This window comes from Psychroflexus aurantiacus (genome assembly GCF_010820555.1).
Taxonomy (GTDB): Bacteria; Bacteroidota; Bacteroidia; order Flavobacteriales; family Flavobacteriaceae; genus Psychroflexus; species Psychroflexus aurantiacus.
In genome coordinates, this window is sequence record NZ_JAAIKD010000003.1 from 449,889 (window position 1) to 474,013 (window position 24,125).

At 41.8% G+C, this 24,125-nt stretch carries 20 protein-coding genes; 6 read left to right on the plus strand and 14 right to left on the minus strand.

Translation table 11 applies throughout. The features are described 5' to 3' along the window. Positions 1–17: 17 nt before the first annotated feature. Positions 18–3,164 carry a WD40/YVTN/BNR-like repeat-containing protein gene (locus G3567_RS07505; RefSeq protein WP_164004701.1) on the minus strand — a complete coding sequence of 1,049 codons (3,147 nt, stop codon included), beginning with the start codon at positions 3,162–3,164 and terminating at the stop codon, positions 18–20. A gap of 121 nt (positions 3,165–3,285) precedes the next feature. Between G3567_RS07505 and G3567_RS13555 the strand changes: the two genes are divergently transcribed. The 4 genes from G3567_RS13555 (at position 3,286) to G3567_RS13560 (ending at position 5,491) form a co-directional block, all read left to right on the plus strand. Continuing rightward, complete coding sequence (locus G3567_RS13555; RefSeq protein ID WP_262887113.1) at positions 3,286–3,417, plus strand: hypothetical protein; 132 nt, start codon at positions 3,286–3,288, stop codon at positions 3,415–3,417. Between the two features lie 128 nt (positions 3,418–3,545). Further along, on the plus strand, positions 3,546–4,106 hold the full coding sequence (locus G3567_RS07510; RefSeq protein WP_164004702.1) for a PepSY domain-containing protein: 561 nt from the start codon (positions 3,546–3,548) through the stop codon (positions 4,104–4,106). 198 nt (positions 4,107–4,304) lie between these two features. Next, positions 4,305–5,021 carry a hypothetical protein gene (locus G3567_RS07515; protein ID WP_164004703.1) on the plus strand — a complete coding sequence of 239 codons (717 nt, stop codon included), beginning with the start codon at positions 4,305–4,307 and terminating at the stop codon, positions 5,019–5,021. A 338-nt stretch (positions 5,022–5,359) separates the two neighbouring features. Further along, positions 5,360–5,491, plus strand: coding sequence for a hypothetical protein (locus G3567_RS13560; RefSeq protein ID WP_262887114.1), 132 nt, complete (start codon positions 5,360–5,362; stop codon positions 5,489–5,491). A 220-nt stretch (positions 5,492–5,711) separates the two neighbouring features. On the opposite strand, the gene G3567_RS07525 is transcribed toward G3567_RS13560, so the two are convergent. The 7 genes from G3567_RS07525 to G3567_RS07555 all read right to left on the minus strand — a co-directional run bounded on the left by G3567_RS07525 (position 5,712) and on the right by G3567_RS07555 (position 12,239). Further along, positions 5,712–6,827, minus strand: coding sequence for an SDR family oxidoreductase (locus G3567_RS07525; protein ID WP_164004704.1), 1,116 nt, complete (start codon positions 6,825–6,827; stop codon positions 5,712–5,714). A 203-nt stretch (positions 6,828–7,030) separates the two neighbouring features. Continuing rightward, entirely contained in the window at positions 7,031–7,552 is a 522-nt protein-coding gene (locus G3567_RS07530) for a Pycsar system effector family protein (RefSeq protein ID WP_164004705.1), read from the minus strand. A 17-nt stretch (positions 7,553–7,569) separates the two neighbouring features. Further along, entirely contained in the window at positions 7,570–9,438 is a 1,869-nt protein-coding gene (locus G3567_RS07535) for an adenylate/guanylate cyclase domain-containing protein (protein ID WP_164004706.1), read from the minus strand. Between the two features lie 25 nt (positions 9,439–9,463). Further along, entirely contained in the window at positions 9,464–9,925 is a 462-nt protein-coding gene (locus tag G3567_RS07540) for a hypothetical protein (protein WP_164004707.1), read from the minus strand. A 212-nt stretch (positions 9,926–10,137) separates the two neighbouring features. Further along, complete coding sequence (locus G3567_RS07545) at positions 10,138–10,701, minus strand: DUF6642 family protein (protein ID WP_164004708.1); 564 nt, start codon at positions 10,699–10,701, stop codon at positions 10,138–10,140. A gap of 44 nt (positions 10,702–10,745) precedes the next feature. Further along, a complete protein-coding gene (locus G3567_RS07550; RefSeq protein WP_164004709.1) occupies positions 10,746–11,483 on the minus strand; it encodes an SOS response-associated peptidase in 738 nt (245 codons plus the stop codon). A gap of 63 nt (positions 11,484–11,546) precedes the next feature. After that, positions 11,547–12,239 carry a TVP38/TMEM64 family protein gene (locus G3567_RS07555; protein WP_164004710.1) on the minus strand — a complete coding sequence of 231 codons (693 nt, stop codon included), beginning with the start codon at positions 12,237–12,239 and terminating at the stop codon, positions 11,547–11,549. 407 nt (positions 12,240–12,646) lie between these two features. Between G3567_RS07555 and G3567_RS07560 the strand changes: the two genes are divergently transcribed. Next, positions 12,647–13,165, plus strand: coding sequence for a hypothetical protein (locus tag G3567_RS07560; RefSeq protein WP_164004711.1), 519 nt, complete (start codon positions 12,647–12,649; stop codon positions 13,163–13,165). Positions 13,166–13,271: 106 nt separating this feature from the next. Next, positions 13,272–15,527, plus strand: coding sequence for an FUSC family protein (locus tag G3567_RS07565; RefSeq protein ID WP_164004712.1), 2,256 nt, complete (start codon positions 13,272–13,274; stop codon positions 15,525–15,527). Positions 15,528–15,870: 343 nt separating this feature from the next. On the opposite strand, the gene G3567_RS07570 is transcribed toward G3567_RS07565, so the two are convergent. From G3567_RS07570 to G3567_RS07595, 6 genes are all read right to left on the minus strand, one after another. Continuing rightward, on the minus strand, positions 15,871–16,278 hold the full coding sequence (locus G3567_RS07570; protein ID WP_164004713.1) for a response regulator: 408 nt from the start codon (positions 16,276–16,278) through the stop codon (positions 15,871–15,873). Positions 16,279–16,413: 135 nt separating this feature from the next. Beyond that, positions 16,414–19,812: a PAS domain S-box protein gene (locus tag G3567_RS07575; RefSeq protein ID WP_164004714.1), complete on the minus strand. Its 3,399-nt coding sequence runs from the start codon at positions 19,810–19,812 to the stop codon at positions 16,414–16,416. A gap of 84 nt (positions 19,813–19,896) precedes the next feature. After that, complete coding sequence (locus G3567_RS07580; RefSeq protein ID WP_164004715.1) at positions 19,897–20,340, minus strand: response regulator; 444 nt, start codon at positions 20,338–20,340, stop codon at positions 19,897–19,899. A gap of 10 nt (positions 20,341–20,350) precedes the next feature. Beyond that, positions 20,351–21,283: a sensor histidine kinase gene (locus tag G3567_RS07585; RefSeq protein ID WP_164004716.1), complete on the minus strand. Its 933-nt coding sequence runs from the start codon at positions 21,281–21,283 to the stop codon at positions 20,351–20,353. 571 nt (positions 21,284–21,854) lie between these two features. Then, complete coding sequence (locus G3567_RS07590; protein ID WP_164004717.1) at positions 21,855–22,751, minus strand: hypothetical protein; 897 nt, start codon at positions 22,749–22,751, stop codon at positions 21,855–21,857. 15 nt (positions 22,752–22,766) lie between these two features. Then, positions 22,767–24,125, minus strand: a 1,359-nt coding sequence (locus G3567_RS07595) for an MBG domain-containing protein (RefSeq protein ID WP_235923521.1), incomplete at its 5' end; no start/stop codon positions are given.

Here is a 24,125-nt window from a genome sequence, read left to right on the forward strand (position 1 = left end):
ACTAGCTGTGATTGACCTTATTCTGAGGAGGACTCCAGAATGACGGCATCAACCGACTTTTGCTTTACCATCGCGTTGAATTCAGGAATAGCAGTCTGCCGAATGTTTTGCCAGCTGGCCAGTTCGGCATCAATTTTAGCGCTTACCTCCTTTCTGAAAGCTTCACTTTGTGAGGTTGGCGCATGATCGCTCATGCCTTCTAAAGAATTCAGATGGGCAAGCTTATTCGTCAGCTTAATCGGATAATTAAGCGGATCCTGACGGCTTTGGTTTTTAGTCTGGTACAAGGCCTTTTCTACCTCTGTGATCTTTTCGTTGATGTCCTTAGCCTTCTCCACCAGTCCTTTCATGTTTTCATCCGACTTTAATCGATCAGAGACCTGTTTAATCTGAGCTTTAGCAGAACGCATGTCCGCAATGGCTTCATGAGCTTCAGTGACCTTACTGCTCACCTTCATTAAAAATTCGAATTTAGCCTGCATATCAGCAATCGACATGGAAGCCCTTGGGTCTTTCAAAATTTCGAATTCGCGTTCTGAAGACTCACCCTCTACAGTCATCTTCACCTTATAGGTCCCCGGCATAGCTTTTGGCCCCTGCATACTGGCCCACCAGAGAATCATGCCTTCAAAGTCTGAAGCAGGCTGATAGCGTGTATCCCAAACAAACCGGTTGCCGCCCTTTTTAATATCCTCTAAAGCCACTTCGTTCTTTTCTTTATCAGGTTGCGTATCAAAGGCTCTGATGAGACGGCCTTCTTTGTCCATAAACTCGAGGCGCACCTGGGTTGAATCTGTAAAAGTCTTCAAGTGATAGGAGACCATAACCCCGCCGGGATGATTCTCACCTAGCGTCTTGGAAGGTCTGCCTGCTCCCCCCGCCATGCGATAGCTTGGCATGGGTTTGTATAAATAAAAATCATTGCGCATCACTTCATCACTGAGCTGATGTAAAGGCGTTAAGTCATCAATCAGCCAAAGACTTCTCCCCTGCGTCGCAGCGATGAGGTTATCATTTTTAAGGCTCAGATCCGTTATAGGCACTTGTGGTAAATTCATTTGGAAAGGAGACCAGCTTGCCCCGTCATCAAAGGATATGTACATGCCGGTTTCTGTTCCTGCATAGAGTAATCCTTTGCGTTTCGGATCAGCTCTCACCACACGTGTGAAATGCTCTTCATCAATGCCTTCCGTGATGTTCTTCCAGGTTTTACCATAGTCTTCAGTTTTGTACAGGTAAGGCCTGTAGTCACCAAGTTTGTAACGCGTACCCGCCACATAGGCCCCTCCTTTAGTGAACGGATCGGGATCTATGCTGTTGAACATCATCCATTCGGGCATGCCCTTAGGAGTGACATTCTCCCAGCTTTTGCCGCCATCTTTGGTCACGTGCAGTAAGCCATCATCGGAGCCTGTCCAGATGAGACCTTCTTCATAAGGAGATTCTACCGCAGCAAAAATGGTACAGTAATATTCAACGCTTGTATTGTCCTGCGTTATAGGCCCTCCGGAAGATTTCAGTTTTGTGGGGTCATTGCGGGTGAGGTCCGGACTTATTAGATCCCAGGACGCCCCGCCATCTGTACTCACATGCAAATGATTGGATGCTGTATAGAGCTTGTCGGGATTATGCGGTGAAAAGAAAATAGGGAAATTCCACTGAAAACGGTATTTCATACCTTCTGCGCCATAGCCCATCGGATTGTCCGGCCAGACATTGATAGCGCGAACCTCATCGTTGTCATGATTATATTCCGTTAAATAGCCTCCGTAACTTCCGCCGTAAACGATTTCAGGATTTTCAGGGTCTGGCGCTATGTGAGCACTTTCTCCACCTGCAGTAGGTTCCCAGTCGTCTTCACCGATAGAATTTCCCGAGGTTCTATGCGCAATTCTCACCGTAGAATTGTCCTGCTGTGCGGCATAAATTCGATACGGAAAAGCATTATCGGTAGTGACCCGGTAAAATTGAGCCGTTGGCTGGTTGTGGTAAGTACTCCAGTTAGCTCCACCATCAAAAGAAACCTGGGCACCGCCATCATCCCCCATAATCATTCGACTTGGGTCTTCCGGGGCAATCCACATATCGTGGTGGTCTCCATGCGGGGCTGCAGAAGGTGTAAAGGTCTTCCCTCCATCCGTAGAATGGTGGTAATTGACATTAACCACATAAACCCCATCCTCATCCTGTGGATCGGCATAAATACGCGAATAATACCAGGCACGCTGACGCAAAGCACGGCTTTCGTTAATGCGCTTCCAGGTTTTTCCACCGTTATCAGAACGAAACACGCCGCCTTCATCGGCTTCTACAATAGCCCAAACCCGTTCAGAATTTGCCGGAGAAACGGCAACACCTATAATACCCAGAGTACCCTGAGCCATACCTTCATGGTCTGTCAGTTTTTCCCAGGTATCTCCGGCATCTGTACTTTTCCACAGGTCAGAGCCTTCGCCGCCACTCTCCAGGCTATAAGGTGTTCTTCTGATTCTCCATGTGGAAGCATATAAGATTCTGGGATTGGTAGGGTCGAACGTTAAATCTACTGCTCCGGCATCTGCATTAGCAAATAAAATTCGCTCCCAGGTTTCTCCCCCGTCTTTACTGCGGTAAACCCCGCGTTCTTGGGTGGATTTATATAAATCGCCCATCACAGCGGCATAAACTATATCAGGATTTTTAGGGTGAATGCGGATTCGGGAAATATGACGGGAATTTTCCAATCCCATCTGCTTCCAGGTTTTACCCTCATCTACAGACTTCCATACCCCGTAACCATACGACACATTACCACGAACGGTTTTTTCACCGCCCCCTACATAAATGACGTTAGGATCCCACTCAGAAACGGCAACCGCCCCTATAGAACCCCCAAAGTAGCCGTCTGAAATGTTAGCCCAGGTCTGACCGCCGTCCTGGGTGCGCCAGACTCCTCCCCCCGAAGATCCGAAGTAATACAAATTGGGTTTGTTGGCAACGCCGGTAACAGCCGAGGAACGACCGCCACGGAAGGGCCCTATATTTCTCCATTGAATAGCCCCTTGATAAAGCGATGCATCGAAGCTTATCTGGTCTTGTCGGTTTCTTCGCTGTGCTTCTGCGTCTGCTGGAATGAGCCAGACCAAACTGAAAACAAGCAAAACTAGTGTTGAAATGTGCTTCATAGGTTTGAAAGATTTTAACCAAATATAATTACAAGAACTGTATAAATCATTCGAAATTAAAGTTTTGTCTTCCTGAATCCTTTAATGTCGCCTAATATAATCCTAAATCAAAAGTGTACATGTGGATAGTTTATCAAAGCCTTTGAACACAGATCGCCAGACCGACATACAGTTCACTTTAGATCAAAAAGCTTCCGTTGAAAACACTCAAAAACCAAGAGCATGTGTTGATATGACTCGTTTATCCGGATAAAAATTTGGAAAAGGATTCAGGAGTTATCAGTCCCAATGAACAATTTAATAAAGGGATAAACTTCTATTTTAAACAAGCGTCCAAAATCTAAAGTACATCGTGTATTTTTGCAGAATAAATCATCGCCCATGAAAAGAAAAAAACAAGCCTCCATATTAAGAAGTGTCAGAAAAATTCATCGCTGGCTTGGCGCCAGTCTTTTCATTTTGTTTTTGGTGGTGTCGCTGTCAGGTCTGCTTCTGGGCTGGAAAAAGAACAGCGGTGGTTATATTTTACCCAAAACACATCGTGGAACCTCAACCGAACTTGCCCGGTGGCTGCCTATAGATTCCCTGCAGACTATTGCGCATAAGACCCTGCTCGACTCGGTTAATCCCGGTTTATCTACAAAAATGAATAGAATAGATGCCCGTCCGGATAAGGGAATGCTCAAATTTGTGTTTGAAGATCACGACTGGAGCATACAGCTTGATGGCGCTACGGGAAGTGTTTTAAATATCGGCCGGCGACGATCGGACTGGATTGAAAATATACATGACGGCTCCATCATAGATGATGTGTTGGGGACAAGCAGCGGGGTGTTTAAACTGATCTATAGTTCGGTGACGGGACTCTCGCTTTTAGGCTTCACCGTCACCGGTTTCTGGCTATGGTACGGACCAAAACAAATGAGAAACCGAAAGAAATAAAGATTCTGAGGCTAAAACAAATCCCGAAAACCAATTCAAAACTTGAATTTAAAATTCAGTGAAGCCTCAGATTCATCTTCGGGCAATTCAGCTGGTTTATCTCATGAAAAATTTTAATGTAAACAGGTTAGGGTAGAATACAAGTCAGTTGTTTTTTTGCTATAGAAGTACAATCAACATTTAAAAACCAATACCCTAATGAAACATTTATTTTCAAAATTACTGGCACTCACCCTCCTAATAAGCGTGTTTGCATGCACTGATGATGATTCAGGCGAAGCTCCAACCTTATCTGTCAATTTCAATACAGTTACAGGTCCTTTTGATGCCGTAGCCGAAGCAGGAACTATGACTTCGATGTCGTCGACTGCGGCGCCAGGCAGTTTTTTCTTCAGTGACGGTTATATCACCTTAATCGCACTGGAATATGAAGCGGAGACCGAAAATGATTCCACCTCGGTAGAATTCGAACTGGAAGGTACTGTGAAGATTGATTTCGCCACAGGTATCCCTTCTCCAGATATAAGATCCATAACCATTCCTACAGGAACTTATGAATCTGTAGAAGTGGAAGTTGAACTTTATGATGAGACGGATGATCCCTCGGTTGTTATCAACGGAACTTACACCGCTCCGGATGGTGAAGTGCATCCAGTTCAATTTGCATTCAATTCAGGAGAAACCTTTGAGGTAGAACGGGAAGGAACTATTGTGATTGCTGAAGGACAATCTGCCCTTGCAGAAATCACCTTTGATCCCTCCGTTTGGTTTGCCGGTGTCACCGATGAAATGATGGCAGGCGCCAGCAAAAACGCTAAAGGCATCATCGTCATTAGTGAAACGCAGAATTCTACTATATTTAATAGTGTTGCCGACGGTTTGGATTTGGCAACCGATTTCGAATTTAGCAATTAACAAACCTGTGTTTTAAAGTGAATACCTGGCTTTAAATACGGAATATCACTAAAAACAGAACATCACAATTAAAAGCTGTCCCATGATCCGGGGCAGCTTTTTTTGCTTTGTAGTACGCCTTAGACGTTCAGCATACCCATAGCATTCTACATTTGCTTTTAAAACTTTCAAAACTAAGGACATCAATAGGCCTTATCAGTCTGTTTTGTTGAGGTAACCGGGGATCGCTGTGTCCTCAGCAAAACACAGAATTTCAATTATGAAACCAACCTGGATTCTAAAATCTGCCAGGACCTGGCGTTTACCGTAAGAATTTCACTACTTCATTTTAAAATATCATGAAACTAAAACCTATTTTAAGCATGGCTCTGGGCGCTGTATTTTTAAGCAGTTGTGCGGTCATAAGACCAGGCGAAATTGGTGTAAAACAACACCTTGGTAAACTGAGTGAAAAGCCTGTTCAGCGGTAGTTTACAGGGATGTAAAAGAAGAAAGAATTAAAATGTAAACGCACAGAAATAAAGCTTGATCCCAAACTTAAACCCGTTGGGATTGATAATAACAAATCCGTTTTAAGGATTGCCTTTTAGCTTGGTAAGATTCAAATCCACATTGAAGATAAGAGAAATCCGTTTTCAACGGGTATTGTTTTGTGTAAAGGCTTAACGCCTCCCTTACCCTGAACTAAAACTAATAGCTTTTCCTGAAGTTCTTTTCAACTGAAAAATTTATCAGATTGATGAAGTTTTCATGGACTCCCAACGTGGAATCCAGTTGAAGCTGATGAATTAATTTAAGAATAGCATCCGAATGGAATTTTAAATCCGGAATCGAAATGTACTTTTCAAATACGGCACCAATGCTTTTGTAATAAAGCGATTCTAACTGATTGAGATGGATTGGCATCTGGGTTAATAATTCAAACGAAGGGATGTTAAAATAATGCAGGACGTGACCGATATAATTTTTATGCAAAATAGGTTCAGGATTCACAATATTGAGTTCTTTAATGGAAGGCTTAAGGTAGGCATAAAGAACTGCTTTAGACACGAAATCCACAGGGACGATATTAAGGCCACTGTCTTTGTTTATCCAAATTCTAAAATTATCTTTAGAACCTCTAGCATATTTATTTAGAAATATGGCCCAGGAATAAAAAACGTCAAACTTAGGGGTTTCATAATAGGGTTTATCGATTAGTCGACCGCATATGATGCTTGGTCTAAGGATTTGAACCTTAAGCTTATGTTTTAAGCAGAACTGCTTGACATAGGTCTCACTTTCAAATTTGGATTTTTCATAGGCGTTTCTGAAATTGGTCACGGAATAGTCTTCGATTTTTTCATGCACCTTTTTCTCCTGAATGCCATACGAATAAGCCGTCCCTATGTAAATAAAGCGCTTGACACATCCGGGCAAGTGCTTCAATAAGTGTTTTGTAACTAAAAGATTCTGTTTATGCACCTTGTCTCTTGAGGTGGTGGTTTGCGATAAACTCGTAGAGGCTGCAGCGTGTATAACCGTATCGAACTCATAGTTACGCAAATTACTGGCCTGTAGTGATACTAGATCTGAATCGAGTACTGTAATTTTTTGAAGACACTCGTCTAAGCTATAGTTATCCAGAAACTCCGGCCTGGACTCATCCTGCAAAACAGCCAGCAGGCGCTGGTAAGCGCTTCTGTGATTGCTTCTGATAACAACAAACAAGTGGTTTACAGAGTTTTCTTCCAGAGCTTTTCTTATCCACTCAAAAAGAATATGACTTCCTAATATACCTGTACTCCCCGTCAGCAAGCAATTCATTGAATTTAGTTTAGTGATTCAAATGTAGTTAAGTTCACAGTGTTTCTTTCCTGATAAAGAAGACATTATCAGATTTTTATAAGAATTTGATGAATAGACAGACAGGGGACTTAAAGGCATCCGGAAATTGAAGGAACATGAACATCCGGCAGCAGCCATCGGAATCAGATTGCTAAGTCTGGCCAGAATTGGACGGCACAGGTCTAAAATACTCCTATAACCTCCACCATTACCCAGAGAAACATCATCAAGATCACAAAAATAAAACTCAAAACAAAGAACCTGATGGCTTTTTTGATATTATAGAATTTCTTGTCAATGATAACACTTTCCGCATGGATCTGATGGCTTAACTGCTTAACAATCTCTTCGTTGGTTTCACATATTGCAGTGATTTCTTCCACGAATTCTTCAGGATCTTTGAAGGCATGGGCGGCATCTTTGAAAAAGAAAACATTGGTATCGTACTTCAGCTGCATATTAGGCTGAAAGCATTTGAAACAGTAGTAAACCGACAGGATAACAGAGGCAAGCCATAACAAGGCAAAGACCATAAATACAGAATTCTCTGTCAGTATGCGTTCAAAATTGGATATGCGGTCTACAAACAGACCAAGAATCAAACTGTGAAAAGAAAAAAGGATACCTGCTTTGAGTTCAGAAGCTTTGATGAGTTTTTCCAAACGTTCTAATTGCTCCCAGTAATTATTAGTATCCTGTGCCATAATCGTAATATTTGATATTATTTTTTATACAGATAATACAGGTTCAACGGACTTCTGTTTTTTATAGAAATCTCACCCCTGTCTTCAAATCTGTATTTATCTTTGATAAGCCTGTAGGTATCTTCAGAAACACTTATTTTTCCGGGCTCGCAGCTACTCTCGATTCTAGAGGCTACATTGACCGTATCTCCCCAGATATCGTAAGAAAATTTATTTTTCCCTACCACGCCGGCAACCACAGGCCCGGTATGCATCCCAACCCTCACCTTAAATCTCAGGTCACTTACCGCATGTACCTGCCTGGATTTATTTACAAAGTCTATAATCTCCAGGGCAGCCTTGGCCATGAGTTCTGCATGATTTTCTATGCGTTCCGGTAGTCCTGCCGCACACATATAGGAATCGCCGATGGTTTTGATTTTCTCCAGGTTGTATTTTTCCATGATTTTATCAAACTCGGAAAAATACATATCTACACTTTCAACCAGTTTTTCGGGCGGGGAATTTTCTGCATAGGCTGTAAATCCTTCAAAATCCGTAAACAAGACCGTAACCGATTCATATTTTTTGGCTTCAACTTTACCCGACGTTTTCAACTCTTCCGCAGCGTCCCTGGGTAAGATATTTAAAAGCAGGTTTTCAGATCGCTTCTTTTCTTCATCGATGAGCTTATTGGTTTTGCTGATGAACTTGGTTCTTCGGTACAATCCGAAGGCCAGGCCTGAAACTAAAATCATACCCCCCAGAAAGCCGAAGGTCAGTATTTTATCATTTTTACGCTTTTGAATTTCCAGATCAAGTTCAGATTGTTTTTGGGAGACTTCAAATTCAGTTCGTTGATTGGCCAGTTTTTGAACTGTTTCCAGATTATTGATGCTATCTTTAGTGGATATGTAATTTTTGAGATGGAATAAGGATTTAGAAAGCTCATCCTTTTGCTCATAAAGTTTAGCCAGCTGAAGATTGGCATCACTCATTTGAGTTTTAAGTTCATAGGTTGTGGCGATATCTAAACTGCGTTTTGCATAAGCTTTGGCCAGATCAAGCTGACCTAAGTCCATGTAAATTCCCGAAATGTAATTCAGATAGACAGAAACCGGATAATAATCTTCCTCCGCTTCCAGAATTTTAATGGCTTCCTGAAGGTTTGCTTCCGCCATTTTAGGTTTGTTTTGCTTGGCGTAAACCATGCCAATATTGCCAAGATTATAGGCCGAACCCAGCCTGTAATTGGTTTTCTTACATAAACCACTGGATTCGTAAAAATAGCCCAGCGCTTTTTCAAAATCCCCTGATTTTAAATACACGTCTCCGGCGTTCAACAAAGCGCCGGCCAGGTATTTTTCGAATCTTACCAAATCCGTTGTATCACTGGTCATTTTAATGAGGGCTCTCAGCTGGCTTAAGCCCTCTTCATAGTAATCGATAGAAACCGTATAGTTTCCTATATCAGAATACACACCCCCAATGGTGATGTTGGTCAGGGCATGCCGGTCATGTTCTTCAGCTTCATAAGCCAGTTTAGCAGCAATCTGATAAGATTCTAAAGCTTTGGAAAGTTCACTTTCAAGCAAATACACATTCCCCTTCTGTAAATTTGCAGTGAATAAATACTGGGTGGAATCCGCTTTTGTCGCTTTTTCAATCAGCAGGTCACCGTACCTTATAATTTTTGAACGGTCCTCTAGCTCTTTAACAAGTTTGCTGAGCAGGCGTAATTCATCGTTTTGGTCGAAAGCACCGCTGCTGTAAAGCTGTTCTAAACTATCAAGAGCTGACGGGTGGTTTTGAGAATAACTAGTTCCAATAAAAAAAAAGCCCAGTATGAAGGCTTTTTTAACAAATAAGGTTATTAATCTAACTTGTATTTTTGATTTTATATTCAAAACCTGTGTTTTATACGTTTTGAGATCAAAATTCCTGAATTTTTATTCGGGGATCAATTTCGAATATACCAGGAAGCTGACTCCCGTTTCTGTAAACTCTGAATTTTAAACTGTATTTTTCGACATCCCCAGGCTGTCCCTGCGCGACTGTCCCGGTAACAATCCCATCGACATCGTTGATGACATTTTGACCAAAAACATTTTGCCCGCCCTGATAGTTAATTGAGTGTAATTCAACGCTACTGTCCGGGTTGCTGGCCATACCTTCCCAGACAACGACATCTCCTACATTTACATAGGTTGTGAAGTCAACATTAGAGACATTGACTTGTTGTCCGAAACTGCACACCTGATTTACATTTTCTCTAGTAATATTAGTCGTATCACAGGTCAGTGTGATGCTATGGGTGGTTTGCGCGGAAACCAGGGTCGTTAATAAAATCGCTAATACCCCGATCATAGATTTTAAGGTGTGTTCTTTTTTCATTCCAGATTGTGTTAATGTTTTAACAAACATAAATAAATATCTGTCACATCCTGAGCACACTAGGGCACAAAATGTCATAAACGAGGCAAAAACCACATCTTCATGTGATGCAAATGACTACGGCATGGAGAAATTTAAGAATCCATACCTCCTTTACACCTCAACACTTCACAAAGCCGATGGTTTAGATTCAGGTATGCGGGACAAAGACTTTAGTAATACAGTCTAAAGTCCAGCAACTTACAAAGCTTATACTGCTTTTGAAACATCTGTTCAACCACTTCTCTGAGATCGTCATTCTCATAAAACAGGCTAAAAAACAAACGATCTAAGGTGTAAGCACTGGAGAGGCTTTCGGAGTGAAACCCGTATCCCGAGATGGCCCGGGCCCCGGTAACATCCAGAAAATACTGGCATTCCTCATCGGTCAGGTCCAGGATTTTCCGGTTGGCAAAATGGATGACCTTGCCTTTCATTTGACCTTCGAAAAGCTCGGCGATCTCTTCGATGCTGTAATAATATCCGTTGATTAAAATGCTATTCGCTTCCCCCGGCAGCACCAGGTAAATGATTTCGTAATCCTGAAAATGATGATCCTCATACAGCAAAAAATTCAGACTCTCCTCCAGGCCTTCAATCGTATCGCAGGCCTTGTAAATACTCGAAATATCCTGAGTCAAAGCCATATGCTCCAGGATGCCGACCACGCCGGTGGTTTCCTCCTGCTCCGCATCGGGAACGGCTTCGAGACAGTAAATGAAGTTTTCAATATCCATACACGGGGTTTTCGGTATGAGGCTGAATCCGCACCAAATTTAATTTAATAGTCCACTTCCAGGACCTCATACTCCACTTTTTTTAGGATGTCTTTGACATCGCTGCTGGTGTGGGGATGAAACAAATCCTGACTTACGGGATGATACTCCAGCTGAGATTCATCGTAGTCTGCTCTTATAATGCCTTCTATTTCCCTCTGATCCAGGTCGTCCTTCAGCCAGTCGTTTTCCTGATCTGAAGATAAGATCACAGGCTGTCGATTCTTTTTGTTGTGGATTTTAGCAAATAAAGGAGAAGCTTCTTTGGTGAGAATGGCAAAAGTGACTTTGCGGTCTATGCGGGTGTAAATCCCCGCCAGGGACAAAAAGTCCTTATCTTTTGGTTTAAACACAAAGGGATACTTATCTCCTTTGTGATCATGAGGTTCAAAAAAAGCGGAAACCGGAATAATACAGCGTTTGGTATAAATAGACTCCCTGTACAGAAAATGATCAAAGGCTTTTTCGGATCGGGCATTGATGCCGCCTCCAAAGTTCCTGGCCGCTTTGTAATAAGTTTTCAGCTCCTCTACCAATTTGTCTTCCGGCGCTATGCCCCAGGTGGAGGCAGCCAGCACCCCGGGTTTTTCCTGAGGAATGATAAGCATCTGCGGGTGGGTAAAGCCGATGATATGGTAGTGAGGTTCATCAAAGAGGTCTCGCTTGCTTTCGTCACTGAGTTTGACCTTGTACTCTGCTTCTATGTTTTTAACGTTCTGGATAACGGAGGTATGGGCACACATGGGGTAAAATTTCGATTGAAGTTATAAAAAATCCTACTTAAAACCAATGCATCACATCGACTATTAATTTGGCTTCCGCTGCTTCTTATCCCAGTAAATGTAATATACGAAACCAGCTAATACGATTAAAGATCCCCATTTCAGGAGGTCTAAATTCTTACCCAATACCGCTATAAAAACAATAAGCGGTAAAATTCCTATCAGAGTAGCCCCTATAAATCGCCAGTAGCCCATTCTTAGCATACCCCCTACAAAACTAATGGCATCGTTGGAAAGGAAGGGGTTGAGCCGTGTGATGACGACGGCCCAGAAGCCGTAAGTATGTATGAATTCTTCGATCTTGTTTTCGGTCTTTGGTCCCAGAAGTTTCATGACGAGAGTCTGACTTAAATAGCGCCCGACAAGATAGCCCACCGAGGAGGCCATAAAAATAGCAGTCAGACAGATAAGACCGCCCCAAAATCCACCATAGGCCAGTATGGAAACCAGCATCAGGACCGGACTTGGAATCACTATTAAAAACATCTGCGCCACCATGGCCAGAATCAGAACTAGAGGACCATACCAGCCAAAATCATCGACCCAGTTTTTGATCCGCTGCTCATCCTCACTGGTCATGACGAGCCAGGCTTCGTCCAGAAATTGCTGCAGGCTTGGCACCAAAAAATAAGCGGTCACCAAACCGCCCAGGAGAATCAGTGAAAGCACAAGCGGCATAGGGCTTTTACTGGTACTGCTTTGACTTGAGTTTTTCATCGCTTGCTGTTATGCTTAAACTGACCTTGCTTCGGAATTCCTGCTGCAAAATTAAGTACTGTCTTTTAATTACAATCCCATTTTTAAGGAATTAAAGGGCATACGTTACTCCGGGATAAAGGGATTCGAAATGCTATTAAACCATTAAAACTAAAATAAGGGTATTGGAAAATGAGAAAATCACTAACAATCTGCTCCGCTTTATCCATGACACCTCTGTCAGACTAATCGATTTAAATTCAGGATTGAATCACTCAAATGAAGATAAAAAAGGTTTATCTCGAATTCGGCGAATTGGCAAAAAAGCCTAATTTAGAAGCCAAAAAAAAGCCTGGACAGATATGTGTAAATCCCTGCTCAGGTTGCTTATACCAGATCCCGGGCTTTAGCCAAAAAAACGAAACAGAATGAAAAACACACTGCTTTATAATTTAATCCTCCTGTCGGTCCTACTGGTCTGTGGATGTTCTTCAAATGACGATGAGTGTATGAAAACCATAACTATTCCTCAATTTTATTTCATCAATAATCGATCCTACAGTTATGAAATCACACAGGAAGTCCCCTGTGACTTTCCAGAGCCATCAGAACCTGAATTGATTGCACCGCCTGAATTAGAAAATTTTGCATATGAAGTCCTGAAGTTTAAGTATACGCCTGATACGGGCAACAATACCTCAAGACTGGAATTTGAAATCCAGCTGACCAACCCGAATGATTATCCGGTTTCAGGAGTCCCCATATTGACCTTAAATGCAGATGGACTGGTGTATTCCGGAAGTTTTTCAAATGATGCTTCAGTACCTTGTTATGAAATCAATGCAGACTCCAGCTGTACCTTAATCTATGACCAGGAAGAATCTTTGGATCTTGGCATGCTCAGTGCCCTGGAATTAGTAAATGTCCAGTACCTGTTGACCATTTAGCCTGTATAGGTTTTAAATGCTATGGCAAAAGCCGGAAGACTCCTAAAACAATTAAAAAGCCGGAGCTGTTCCTGTGAATTGAACTAACTTTACTTCAAAAAACAGTTTGAAAGAAAGGATCAAACAACTCGAATTATTCTTCAAGAGTTCCAATTTTGATCGTGGTCTTCGTGTGGGCGCAGCGCTGGCCATTCCCTTTGCAATTTTTTACGCTTTAGGTTATTTCGAATTGGCTCTGCCTGTTGTATTAGGTGCGTTTTTAAACGCTCCAGGAGACATGCCGGGCAGCAGAAAACGCAAAGTTAACGCCATTCTGATCAGTACGGGGCTAACCATGCTGATCACCGCCATCATTCTGTTTACAAAGCCATACCTGCCCCTCTTATTAATCACCATGGGAGGGATTGCCTTTTTTGTATCCCTGCTGTCTGTTTATGGGTTCAGGGCCTCTTTGGTCTCTTTTTCAGGCTTATTGGCTATGGTCATTGCCTTTGCCATCGATAAAACATCAACTTCCGCTATTTTGATCCAGGTGGCCCTGATGGGCGTCGGGGGGCTCTGGTATTTAACGGTATCCCTGCTGTTTCAAGTCATCTTCCCCAATAAAGATCAAAATCAATTGCTGTCGGATACGCTGCAGTTGACCGGTGAGTATTTGAAGCTTCGTACCAAACTGCTCATCAGTACAAAAGACAGAGACCAGCGCATGCAACTAAACTTCAGTCTTCAAAATCAAATCAACGATAAGCACGAAAGCCTTCGGGAGACGCTATTATCTGCCAGAAAACGCTCAGGACGCTCACGCTACGAAGAGAAACAACTCCTGATGTTTATTTCCGCCATCAAAATTTTTGAACTCATCGAAGCCGAGCAGATGAATTATGAAACCATCGACAAAATTTTTAAGGATAGAAAAGAATTTTTAAAACCGGCAAAACAATTGAATAAGCGTATGGGCAACCATCTTATTCGCCTGTCTGAGGTGCTTATGCAGCACAATCCATTACCCGATAAAGAGAAGTTGACGCTGGCTTTAACCCGGGCAAACGATACCATAACGGCTTATCTGGAAAGGCTTAGGCTGCCCCAGGCCAGAGAAGGCGCTTTGATTTTGAAAAACTTATACGATTTCCAGGAACAGACGCTGGAAGAAATTACAGCGATCAGAAGAGCTATGGATAATGTGAAAGAGGCTTCAAAAGTGTCTTTAAAACGCCAGGATGCCAGTCGGTTTTTGACCCTGCACGAGTACAGGCTCAACCTGATCTTGCAAAACCTGCGCCTGGATTCCACCTTATTCAGACACTCATTAAGACTTAGCATAGCCATGCTGTTTGCCTACAGCCTGGGTCTCTTTTTTGAAATCCAAAACACCTACTGGATTTTACTTACCATCATAGTCATCATGCGTCCCAGTTATGGATTGACCAAGGAGCGCTCCAAAGATCGAATAATGGGTACCCTTATTGGGGCGGTCATCGCTGTGGGGATTGTCTTACTGACTCAAAATGAAATACTCTATGCAGTTCTGGCCCTGGTCTCTCTGGTTTTTGCCTTCGCCTTGATTCAGCAGAACTATAAGTGGGCTGCAGTCCTAATCACCATTAGTATTGTATTTGTCTACTCGTTTATCAACCCTAAAGCCTTGGAAGTTATACAGTACAGAGTGATAGATACTTGTATAGGGGCAATCATCGCCGTAGTGGCTAATTATAGCCTGCTACCCAGCTGGGAAGTATTTAACCTGAAACAGGTCCTCATCAAAGCCCTTAAAGCCAACAAAAGCTATCTTCTGGCTACCCAGGATTTATATAAGAATCCTGAGGATAACGTACTAGCCTATAATTTGGCAAGAAAAGAGGCTTTTCTGGCGATCAGCCAGTTGAACGCCGCCTTTCAGAGACTGACTCAGGACCCTAAATCCAAACAGAAAGAATTTCAGCTGATTTATGAAATGGTAACCCTTCACCAGACGCTCATTGCTGCCATAGCCTCTATCGGCAACTTCATCACACAGCATCAAACAACGCCGGCTTCTGTTGAATTCAATATGCTCATCCAGAGAATTTCAAATACACTTCAGGGTGCCCTGGATGGTCTTGAACAAACTTCAATTCAGGACAACATAGCTCAGGCTAAAGCTGAAGATGCTCATGAGAAATTGCTCAACAAATATGAGCGCTTAGCCCGGGCAAGAGATGAAAACATCAAACTGGGGAATGAAGCTCTGGATACCGAAACCCTGCATGCGTTACAGGAAGCCTACCTCATCTCTAACCATCTGGGATGGCTTGTCTCTTTAGCCGATAATTTGAAGCGCTCTACAAAGCGCTATGAGGAGACGATTTTGCAGGAGGAATGAAAACCCTCCATAAAAACTGAGCTGAAACCCAGTGCATTTAAGCTTAATATCCTCATTCTTGAATTGAATAAGCTGACTTTTTGCCTGCGCAGATTCCCATCCCAGTCAAAGTCAAAAAACTCCTTGCCTTTGGGATGCAACACACGATAGCTTTTCAGCCTCGCGGCCATCAGGTTAAAAAAAGCAGACACGTGCAGAATATCGTCTTTATAGAACTATTCTGATTTTAAATTGCTATTTTTAGGTGCCTATAATTAACCAGAAAGTAGTTGAATCATGAAGATGCTATAACACTTCTCCATTAAGTAGCTTACAGATTAATCTTAAAAATCTTTTTTTATATTCACGCGTCTGTAGATTTTTTAAGTATTTGTTTTAAAGTTTCAATCTTCAAAGGTTTATTCAGAAAACCGGAAACAAACGGATAGCGCTTTTCTTCCGTTTCAAAATCCTGTATGGCAGAGGTTAAAATATAAACTATAAACTGATCTTTAATTCGAGGCTCGAAAGTTTCAAATTCATCCAAAAATTCCCAGCCGGTCATCTGTGGCATATTGATGTCCAGTAATAGCATTGTTTTCAAATCCTCATCCGGTTTGTTATATGTATTTTTCAATTCCTCCAGTGCAGTTTCCGGATTTTCAAAATGGCTTACCACTGCTTCTTGATCTTGTTGTAGAATAAGAAGTTTACAGATCATGTTATTAGTGGGATCATCGTCCACTAATAAATAACGGTAGGGCTTGTTCATGTTTTAAGTATAAGGTTCTTTATTCATTTAGAGGGTTGTATTGCTTATGTTCAGGCTAATAAAGATTTATTTTTTCTAAAATAATATGACATTTATCATATTACTTTAGATTGGTATTTTAAATACCTCATGAAGTTATTTATCAGAAAACTCAATGACGAAGGTTGTTCCTCGATTTGGTTTACTTGAGATTGATATCTTACCACCCAGCATTTCTACCTGCGTTTTTACCATGAAAAGACCCATTCCCTTTCCCTCTTTATGTTGATGAAAACGCTTATAAAGTCCGAAGACCTGCTTACCGTTTTTGGAAAGGTCGATTCCCAAGCCATTATCAGAGATTGAAAAGATGAATTTTTTCCCTTCTTTTTTTCCTTCAATATGGATAACCGGAGCCTGATCTGGTTTTTTATATTTAATACTATTCAGAATCAGGTTATAAAATATACTTTGCATATAGCTATGAATGCTTCTGAACTGCTGCATATCATTGAAATCTGTAGTGATAGTCACTTGCTCTTTGTCTATGAGATCTTTGATACTCATTTTGATCAAATTGATCAGTTTAGGTAGCGCTATGGGTTCTTTATTTTTAAGTATATCGGATTTTACGCTAAGGATCACGTTGAGATCCCTAATTACAGTATCTAGTCGTTCAACGTTATTAATTAACTCTTGTGAAAGTTTATCCTGTACTTCCTTAGGATGATCCTCAATCTTCATCAAATCTCCCAGACCTATAATATTTGCTATGGGGGCCCTCAAGTTATGAGAAACGATGTAAGAGAACTGCTCCAGTCCTTTATTGGCTAAGACCAGTTCTTCGGTATAGGCCTTAAGCTCTTTATTGAGTTTTTGCATTTTGAATTCTGCCTCAATACGATCGGTTATGTCTGAAGAAATCCCTACCATCCCAGCCAGATTCATATTTTCATCATAGACGGGAGAGTCCGTGATCAAAACCTGAAATTCTGTTCCGTCCTTTTTTTTAACCTTAAACTCACCAGTACGTACTTCTCCCGGCTTCAGATCTTCAATTTTTCTAAATGTGTTTCCTTCAGTAGCCGGCAACGGAATCAGTTCACCTAATGTTTTGCCTAGCGCTTCCTCTCGTGTCCACCCATAAATTTTTTCTGCACTTTTATTCCAGTAGTTGATAATCTCCTGTACATCTGTTGAAAGTACAGCCTGACCTATTTTATCCAGCAGATTTGCCTGGAACCGGCTCTCTTTCTCTGCCTGTACCCTATCTGTAATATTGATACCCACACTCTGTATCTCCTCAGGATGTCCCTGAGAATCCGTGATGCAAATAAAATCCCAAAGCGTGGTATTCACACCGCCACCTTTCGCTGGTTTATCCATCTCTACCTGGAATACTGTATTAGGTTCTGCAAAACATTTTTCTACCGTTTCATTAACCCGTTGGTGATGATAGTCTTTTATAGAATTCAAAGAGTTTTTTTTCACTATGGAATCCCCTGGGTATAGCCAGGAATAATCCTTTAGAAATGTATCATTACAATAAACATAATTACCTTCCAGGTCAACTCGCACGACATAATTGGTTTGGGATTTGATAAGACTCCTGAACCTGGATTCACTGAGTATTAGTTTTTCCTGATCCCTTTTGAAAACGGTAATATCCTGAACGGTACCTTCCAGTGAAACCGGAAGGCCTTCTTTATCCTTTATTAGTTTACCTTTTTCATGAACCCATTTAATACTGCCATCCGGGAACAGTATGCGATGTTCAAAATTGAGTTCAGCAGTTCCAGATAAAGCATTTTCCTGAGCTTTTTTAAAATTTTCCAAATCCTCAGGATGAATGGATTCCAACAGGTTTTCAAAAGTAGGAGTGAAATTTTCAGGTTGTACCTCCCAAATCCGGTAAATCTCATCTGTCCAGAATAGCGAATTATCTTTAAGATCTAATTCCCAGTATCCCATTTTAGCGATGCGCTCGGCGGTAGCTAGTTTATTGCGCTGTGTCTCCAGTTGTTTCAGTGCTTTTACCCGGTTGGTGATGTCATTGGAGATTACAAGGGAGCATTCCCTTTGGTCAAAACAAAGTTCATAGGCATAAACATCAACCAGTATTGGGGTCTTGTCTTTTTTGAGAAGCTTTAACTTGCCATAATACGACTCACCTCCCTCCTTTGTAAAGTCTTTCAGGATATCACTGAGTTGATGCCGGCCTTCATCATCTCTCAGGTCCATAATAGTGAGTTGAAGAAACTCATCCCTGCTGTAACCATAATGCTGAATAGCAGCCTGGTTCACATCCAGTATCCTGAGCGTTTCATGATCGAATATCCAGTTTGGAAGTGGATTGAACTCAAACAGGAGCCTGTATTTTTCTTCCGAACTTTTAAGTTTTTCTTCGGCTTGTTTTTTATCAGAAATATCCCGAACGGTCATTGAAGTTCGTATCTCCCCCTGGGCATTCTTAAACACGGAAGAGGTGAGCTCTGCAGGAAATTTAATCCCTCCTTTACGCAGCATGGTTAGTTCGGTACTGGTTTTTCCACTGATCTCTCTTTCCTGTAAAGCCTGGTGTAACCTTGGGTCTGTGGAGTCTGTAAGACCCAGTCGCTCTGCTTCACAGATCTCCTTTTCGGTCATCCTAAATATTCTACAGGCTGCGGGATTTGCGGCAAAAACCCGTCCATCCTTGGCAGTCAGTAAGATGCCATCGAGACTGTTTTCAAAAAAGGAACGGTATTTTTCTTCACTTTCCCGGATAATCTGTTCAGATTTCCTTCTTTCGGTTACGTCCCGCAGGTTATTAACGACACTGTTTACGTCCGGATCATTAAGTAGATTGGTCAGGGAAACCTCCACCCATCTCCAGGCTTCATTTTTATGTTTCATCCGCTTGATACTGGAGATCAGGGTATCTCCCGGAGCGTCTATACATTGACTTAATTCGAGAAATGCTTCCCGCACATCTTCCGGATGGTATATCTCATGAAGACCAAGGTTCAGGATCTCTTCTTCGGAATAACCCAGCATTTTCTGAACATTAGGGGATATGTAATTGATGCGTCCGTCTTTATTGAGCAGCATCACAGGATCGGAGCCATGCTCTAGCATGCGCCTTAATTTTCGCTCATTGCTTGTTAGGAGCTCTATGTACTCCTGTCTTTCAAGTTCCAGGCGCAAGCGCTCAAGTGCATTTTCTATGGCAGCCGGTAATCGCTCAAGCCGGTCTTTTAGTATATAATCACTGGCCCCATTTTTCAGTATGGTAACAGCAATTTCGTCCGGCAAGACAGATGTGATTAGAATAAAGGGAATACGACTTCCTAAATTATGCAGAATTTCAAGTGCTTCTATGGAGTCAAAACCAGGCAGGGAGTGATCTGAAAGAATGATATCCGGGACAAACGAATCCAGGGCATCCCTATAGTCCTTTTTGTTTTCCACGACCATAATCTCGTAGTTGAAACCCTCCTTCCTAATGGAACGTTCGATGAGGATAGCGTCACTACGGGTATCTTCGAGATGCAGTATTTTTAGGGGTGAAGACATGAGAATAGTAGAGGGGTTTCGGGTTTTAGGGATTCAGGTCGGGTTCAGTAAAACAGAATAGATTCTTTTTTTATTATTACCGTATTAAATGCGGGGTGTATGATTCAGAAACAGCCAGTAAAAACCAAGGTCTGCTATTGTTTTTGAAAAATTTTCAAAACCTACTGGTTTTACCACGTAACTATTTACACCGAGTTTATGGCTTTCTATGATATCTTTTTCCTCTTTTGAAGAGGTCATCATCACAATGGGAATTAACTTTGTTCGTTCATCACCTTTTAAAATACGCAGCACTTCCAGGCCATCGACTTTGGGCATTTTCAGATCCAGGAAGATCACTTTCGGCTTTTCTTCAATATTCCGGTCTGCGTATTCTCCTTCGCCAAAAACAAAATCAAGCGCTTCAGCTCCGTCACTGAGATGGGTGATATGATTTACCAGTTTATGTTTTTGTAAGGCTCGCATCGTTAGCATAGCGTCCGATTTGTTATCCTCTACCAGAAGGATCTGGATTTCATTAGTTGACATAGATTTAATTTTAAGTGTTTGATGAAGGAAAGGAAATAAAGAAACATGCACCTTCTCCGAGTTTTCCTTCTGCCCATACTCTGCCTTGGTGCTTATGCACAATCTTTTCTACGATGGCGAGACCCACACCGGTTCCTTCAAATTCGGTGCTGCTGTGAAGGCGCTGAAATACGCCAAACAGTTTGTTATAATAACGTTCATCAAATCCCGCCCCGTTATCCTTTACAAAGTATACAATCTCATCCTGTTCTGTATAGGACCCTACTTCGATCACTGATTTTTCCTTTTTGCCGGTATATTTAAAGGAATTGGAAAGCAGATTACTAAAAACCTGTTTTATCATATTATGGTCACCCTGCATTTCAGGCAGCTTCTTAAGCGAGACCGAGATATGGCGTTCGGGATAAAGTTGTTTCAGTTCCTGAACTAAGGTTTCTACCAGTTCCTGTACGTCGATCTTGGTTTGAAAAACGTTCTGCTTATTTATACGGGCGTATTCCAGGAGATTATCGATAAGGTCTCCCATTTTGCGCGTATTCTCAATGATCTCTGCAAAAAGCGTTTGTGCTTCTTCATCCATCTGATGCACAAAATCTTCGAGAAGCACCTGCGAAAAACCATAAATGGCACGAAGTGGGGTTCTAAGATCGTGAGAAACAGAATAGGAAAAAGATTCGAGTTCATGATTGGCGGCCCTGAGTTGAGCTTCTTTTTTTTCCTTCTCAGAGATCTGAAAAGCAAGTTCGCGGTTGACGGCATCCAGCTCCTGTACCCGTTTTTCCTTTTCTTCTATTTGACGGGCCAGATCCTGAACTGCTCTGGCCAATTGAGCAGTGACAACTTCTTTCTCCTTACTTTTGTTTTCCAAAGCCTCTCTGGCAACTTGCAGGGCAGCAGATATATCCTGGTGGGATTCAGTAAACTTAGAATTTGTAGATTTCAAAAGTTAGAGGCTTTTTTAAAAAAATTTAAATAAAGTTAAATAAATATTTTTAATCTTATTAAGAAAAGTTTACTATTTTCTATTTGTCCCGGTTAGAAGTTGTCTTGTACTGAAATGGGTTGACCAAAATCATTTACCTCATTAAGACTAAAGTAAAAGATGAGTCTTTAGTTATTTAAACACCTCACCGATACACAGCCCTTTTCAATTTCAAGTCAAAATAAGGCGCTCTGCCATCACTAAGCGTTTTGATATTTTCGACTTTAGGAAAATGCCTGGTAAAGGCTTTCTTACCTAATGCAAAGGTTTATACAATAAATGAGAATTACCGTTTTAAAATTAGCAACGGCTTTACCAACGGCATCTTAAATTTACCATTGAATAGCAGTTGCAATCTTGTTGCTTATACGTTTGCCGTTTCCCTTTTAACGGTTTTCTTCTAAGTTTACATTAAGATTAAAATATTGTTATAGCCGGGTCATGAAAATAAAACTCAGAAGTAAAAAATTACAAGCAAAAAAAAAGCGGACCTTGTAGAGGTCCGCCTGGAAAAGATAAACTAGTTTCTTTTTTAAAGTTCAAATTCATACCTCAGAGCCACTCCAAACATGTGAAGTCTGGCATTGTCCGTCAGCCCCTGCGAAGCATTCGGAGGATTACCTATAGCATTCAAGACAGAAGTGGAACGGAATTCAGTTGGGTTTTGAGGGTCAAAGGACAGCAATCCATCAGATCCGCCAGGACTGGAAATGTCATTCATACCATGCTTATAATAAACCCCGATATACAAAGCGTTTCCAGATGCATAGAGTTGTTTAACTCCCAGTTCAGCTGTAGCATTGTAGCTGTTTTTCACATCTAGTTCCGATCCCACAAATTCCTGATTATCGAAGGTGCCGAATCCGGCAAAACGCGGAGAGTCCAAAACAGCGTTGAACCTTGGGAAAAAACCGGTAGTGGTTAAACCTGAAGCCCTGGAACTAAATTCCTGACTGATGAAAAAGTTAGCCTCCACTCCTAGCCTGGCATAAAAGCGTATAACACCAGAGGTCTCATACTGTACAGTCAGTGGAATACTGATAGCGGTTAAATCCTGTTGTTCAGAATAGTAATTTGCTGTGTATCTAAACTCAAATGCTTCATCAGAAATATCGATGGCATCCTCAAAACCGGAATACCTGTCTACAGAATGTCTGCTTTCAAAATAATTCAGTGCTATTCCAGAATGTAAACTGAAGCTTTCGTTCAAACCTAACGAAATCCCGGCTACTACCCCTAAACCAGTTTCGGCATGATTTTCAAACTGCGAAGACTCCAGTTGAATGTTGGAAAACTGGAATTGAGTACCTACAGACAATGAAAAGTCAGTCTGGGAGAAACAGTAAGGATTCAACAAAAGCGTAAAGGCTATAAGTACTGCACTTTGAAAAATCCCTGTTCTTTTTCTTTTTATATTGATTTTATTCATTTTATAAGTTTTGAGTTAGTTGCGTATAAAGCTGATGGATTCCTGACGCTGGTTAGTAATAAGGATAAGTTTATAAAGGCCTGTAGCCATGCTATATGGAAGCTGTATGGTATTCTCCACACCAGACACGGGAACTGAAACCAGCAACCTGCCATTTAAGTCATAAACCTGAAAAATAGCATCTTTCAACTCATCTTCCGGGTATTGAGCTATGGCTTGCAGAGCACTCCCCTGCTGTACCGGGTTTTGGACAAGGCTTAAGCCATTTACAGTTTTAGAAGCCCTAACGGAACCAAGACAGGTGCGCAATTCATCTCCGGAGGAAGTCATCATCACGGCCTGATAGCTAGCATTTGGATCTAAGACGTTGTTAATATTATCACCTTCCGAGAAGGCCTGCTTCTCAGAGACCAGTCTTCCATTTTTGTACCACTTATAACTTACAAAAGAGTAGCCTCCATTGGTTTCAGGATTATTATTCAAAACGAGTGTGTTGTTGTATTTTCGGACGACAATCGCATCGAAATCGAAGGCTTTCTCTACCATGATCATATAGGTTCTGGTTTGTGTCCCATCCTGAGAACTGATCACAACTTCCTGTCTATATACTCCTGGAGCAGGAGTAGCTATACTAAAGTTAGGCCCAGTGCTCACCTGAGCATTAACTTCAGTGACTAAAGATACATCCACTGCTGTGGTGGAATTGTCACAACCAATCAAATAATAAACCAGAGCTGGTGGATTGTCATAAGTCTTTCCATCAATGGTAATACTAGATGAAACAGAATTAGAACTGGTAATGTTCAAAGCTTGCTGAACCGGCGAGGCTGCTTCAAAGTTGGCGTTTCCTGCCTGAGATGCTGTGACTATAATTTGCCCGGAAGTCTGTAATTCTACAAAACCAGAAGGGGTTACTGTGGCTGCAGGTTGCGCCGATGTATAGGCATAGGTATAAGTCACCTCAAGCCCCGAAGAAGCCATGGCATCCAACTGGAAATCCGAATCGTTCTCCAGACTTCGTGTTGCTAGGGCATTAAATGTAATCGCTTGTGGCGCTTTATTAATACTTAGGCTTGCATTCAGCACGGCCGTGGTGTAATTCGGTCTTGCTACCGTTGCCGTAACCGCATAGGTCCCTGCATCGATCTGATCGTTATTGGCGTAGGTCACCGTAGCATCCGATGCCTGACCGGTTACTACCAGTGATTTGACCGAACCATCATAGGTAAAGCTGTTGTCAGCAAATACCAATCCGGTTTGTGTAGCCGGTTCAATGACCAGGCTCACATTCTCAGAAGCCGCCAGGTAATTGGCTGTTTCAGCAGCCGATACGGTGATCGGGTAGGAACCTGCATCGGTATATCCCTGTTGAGG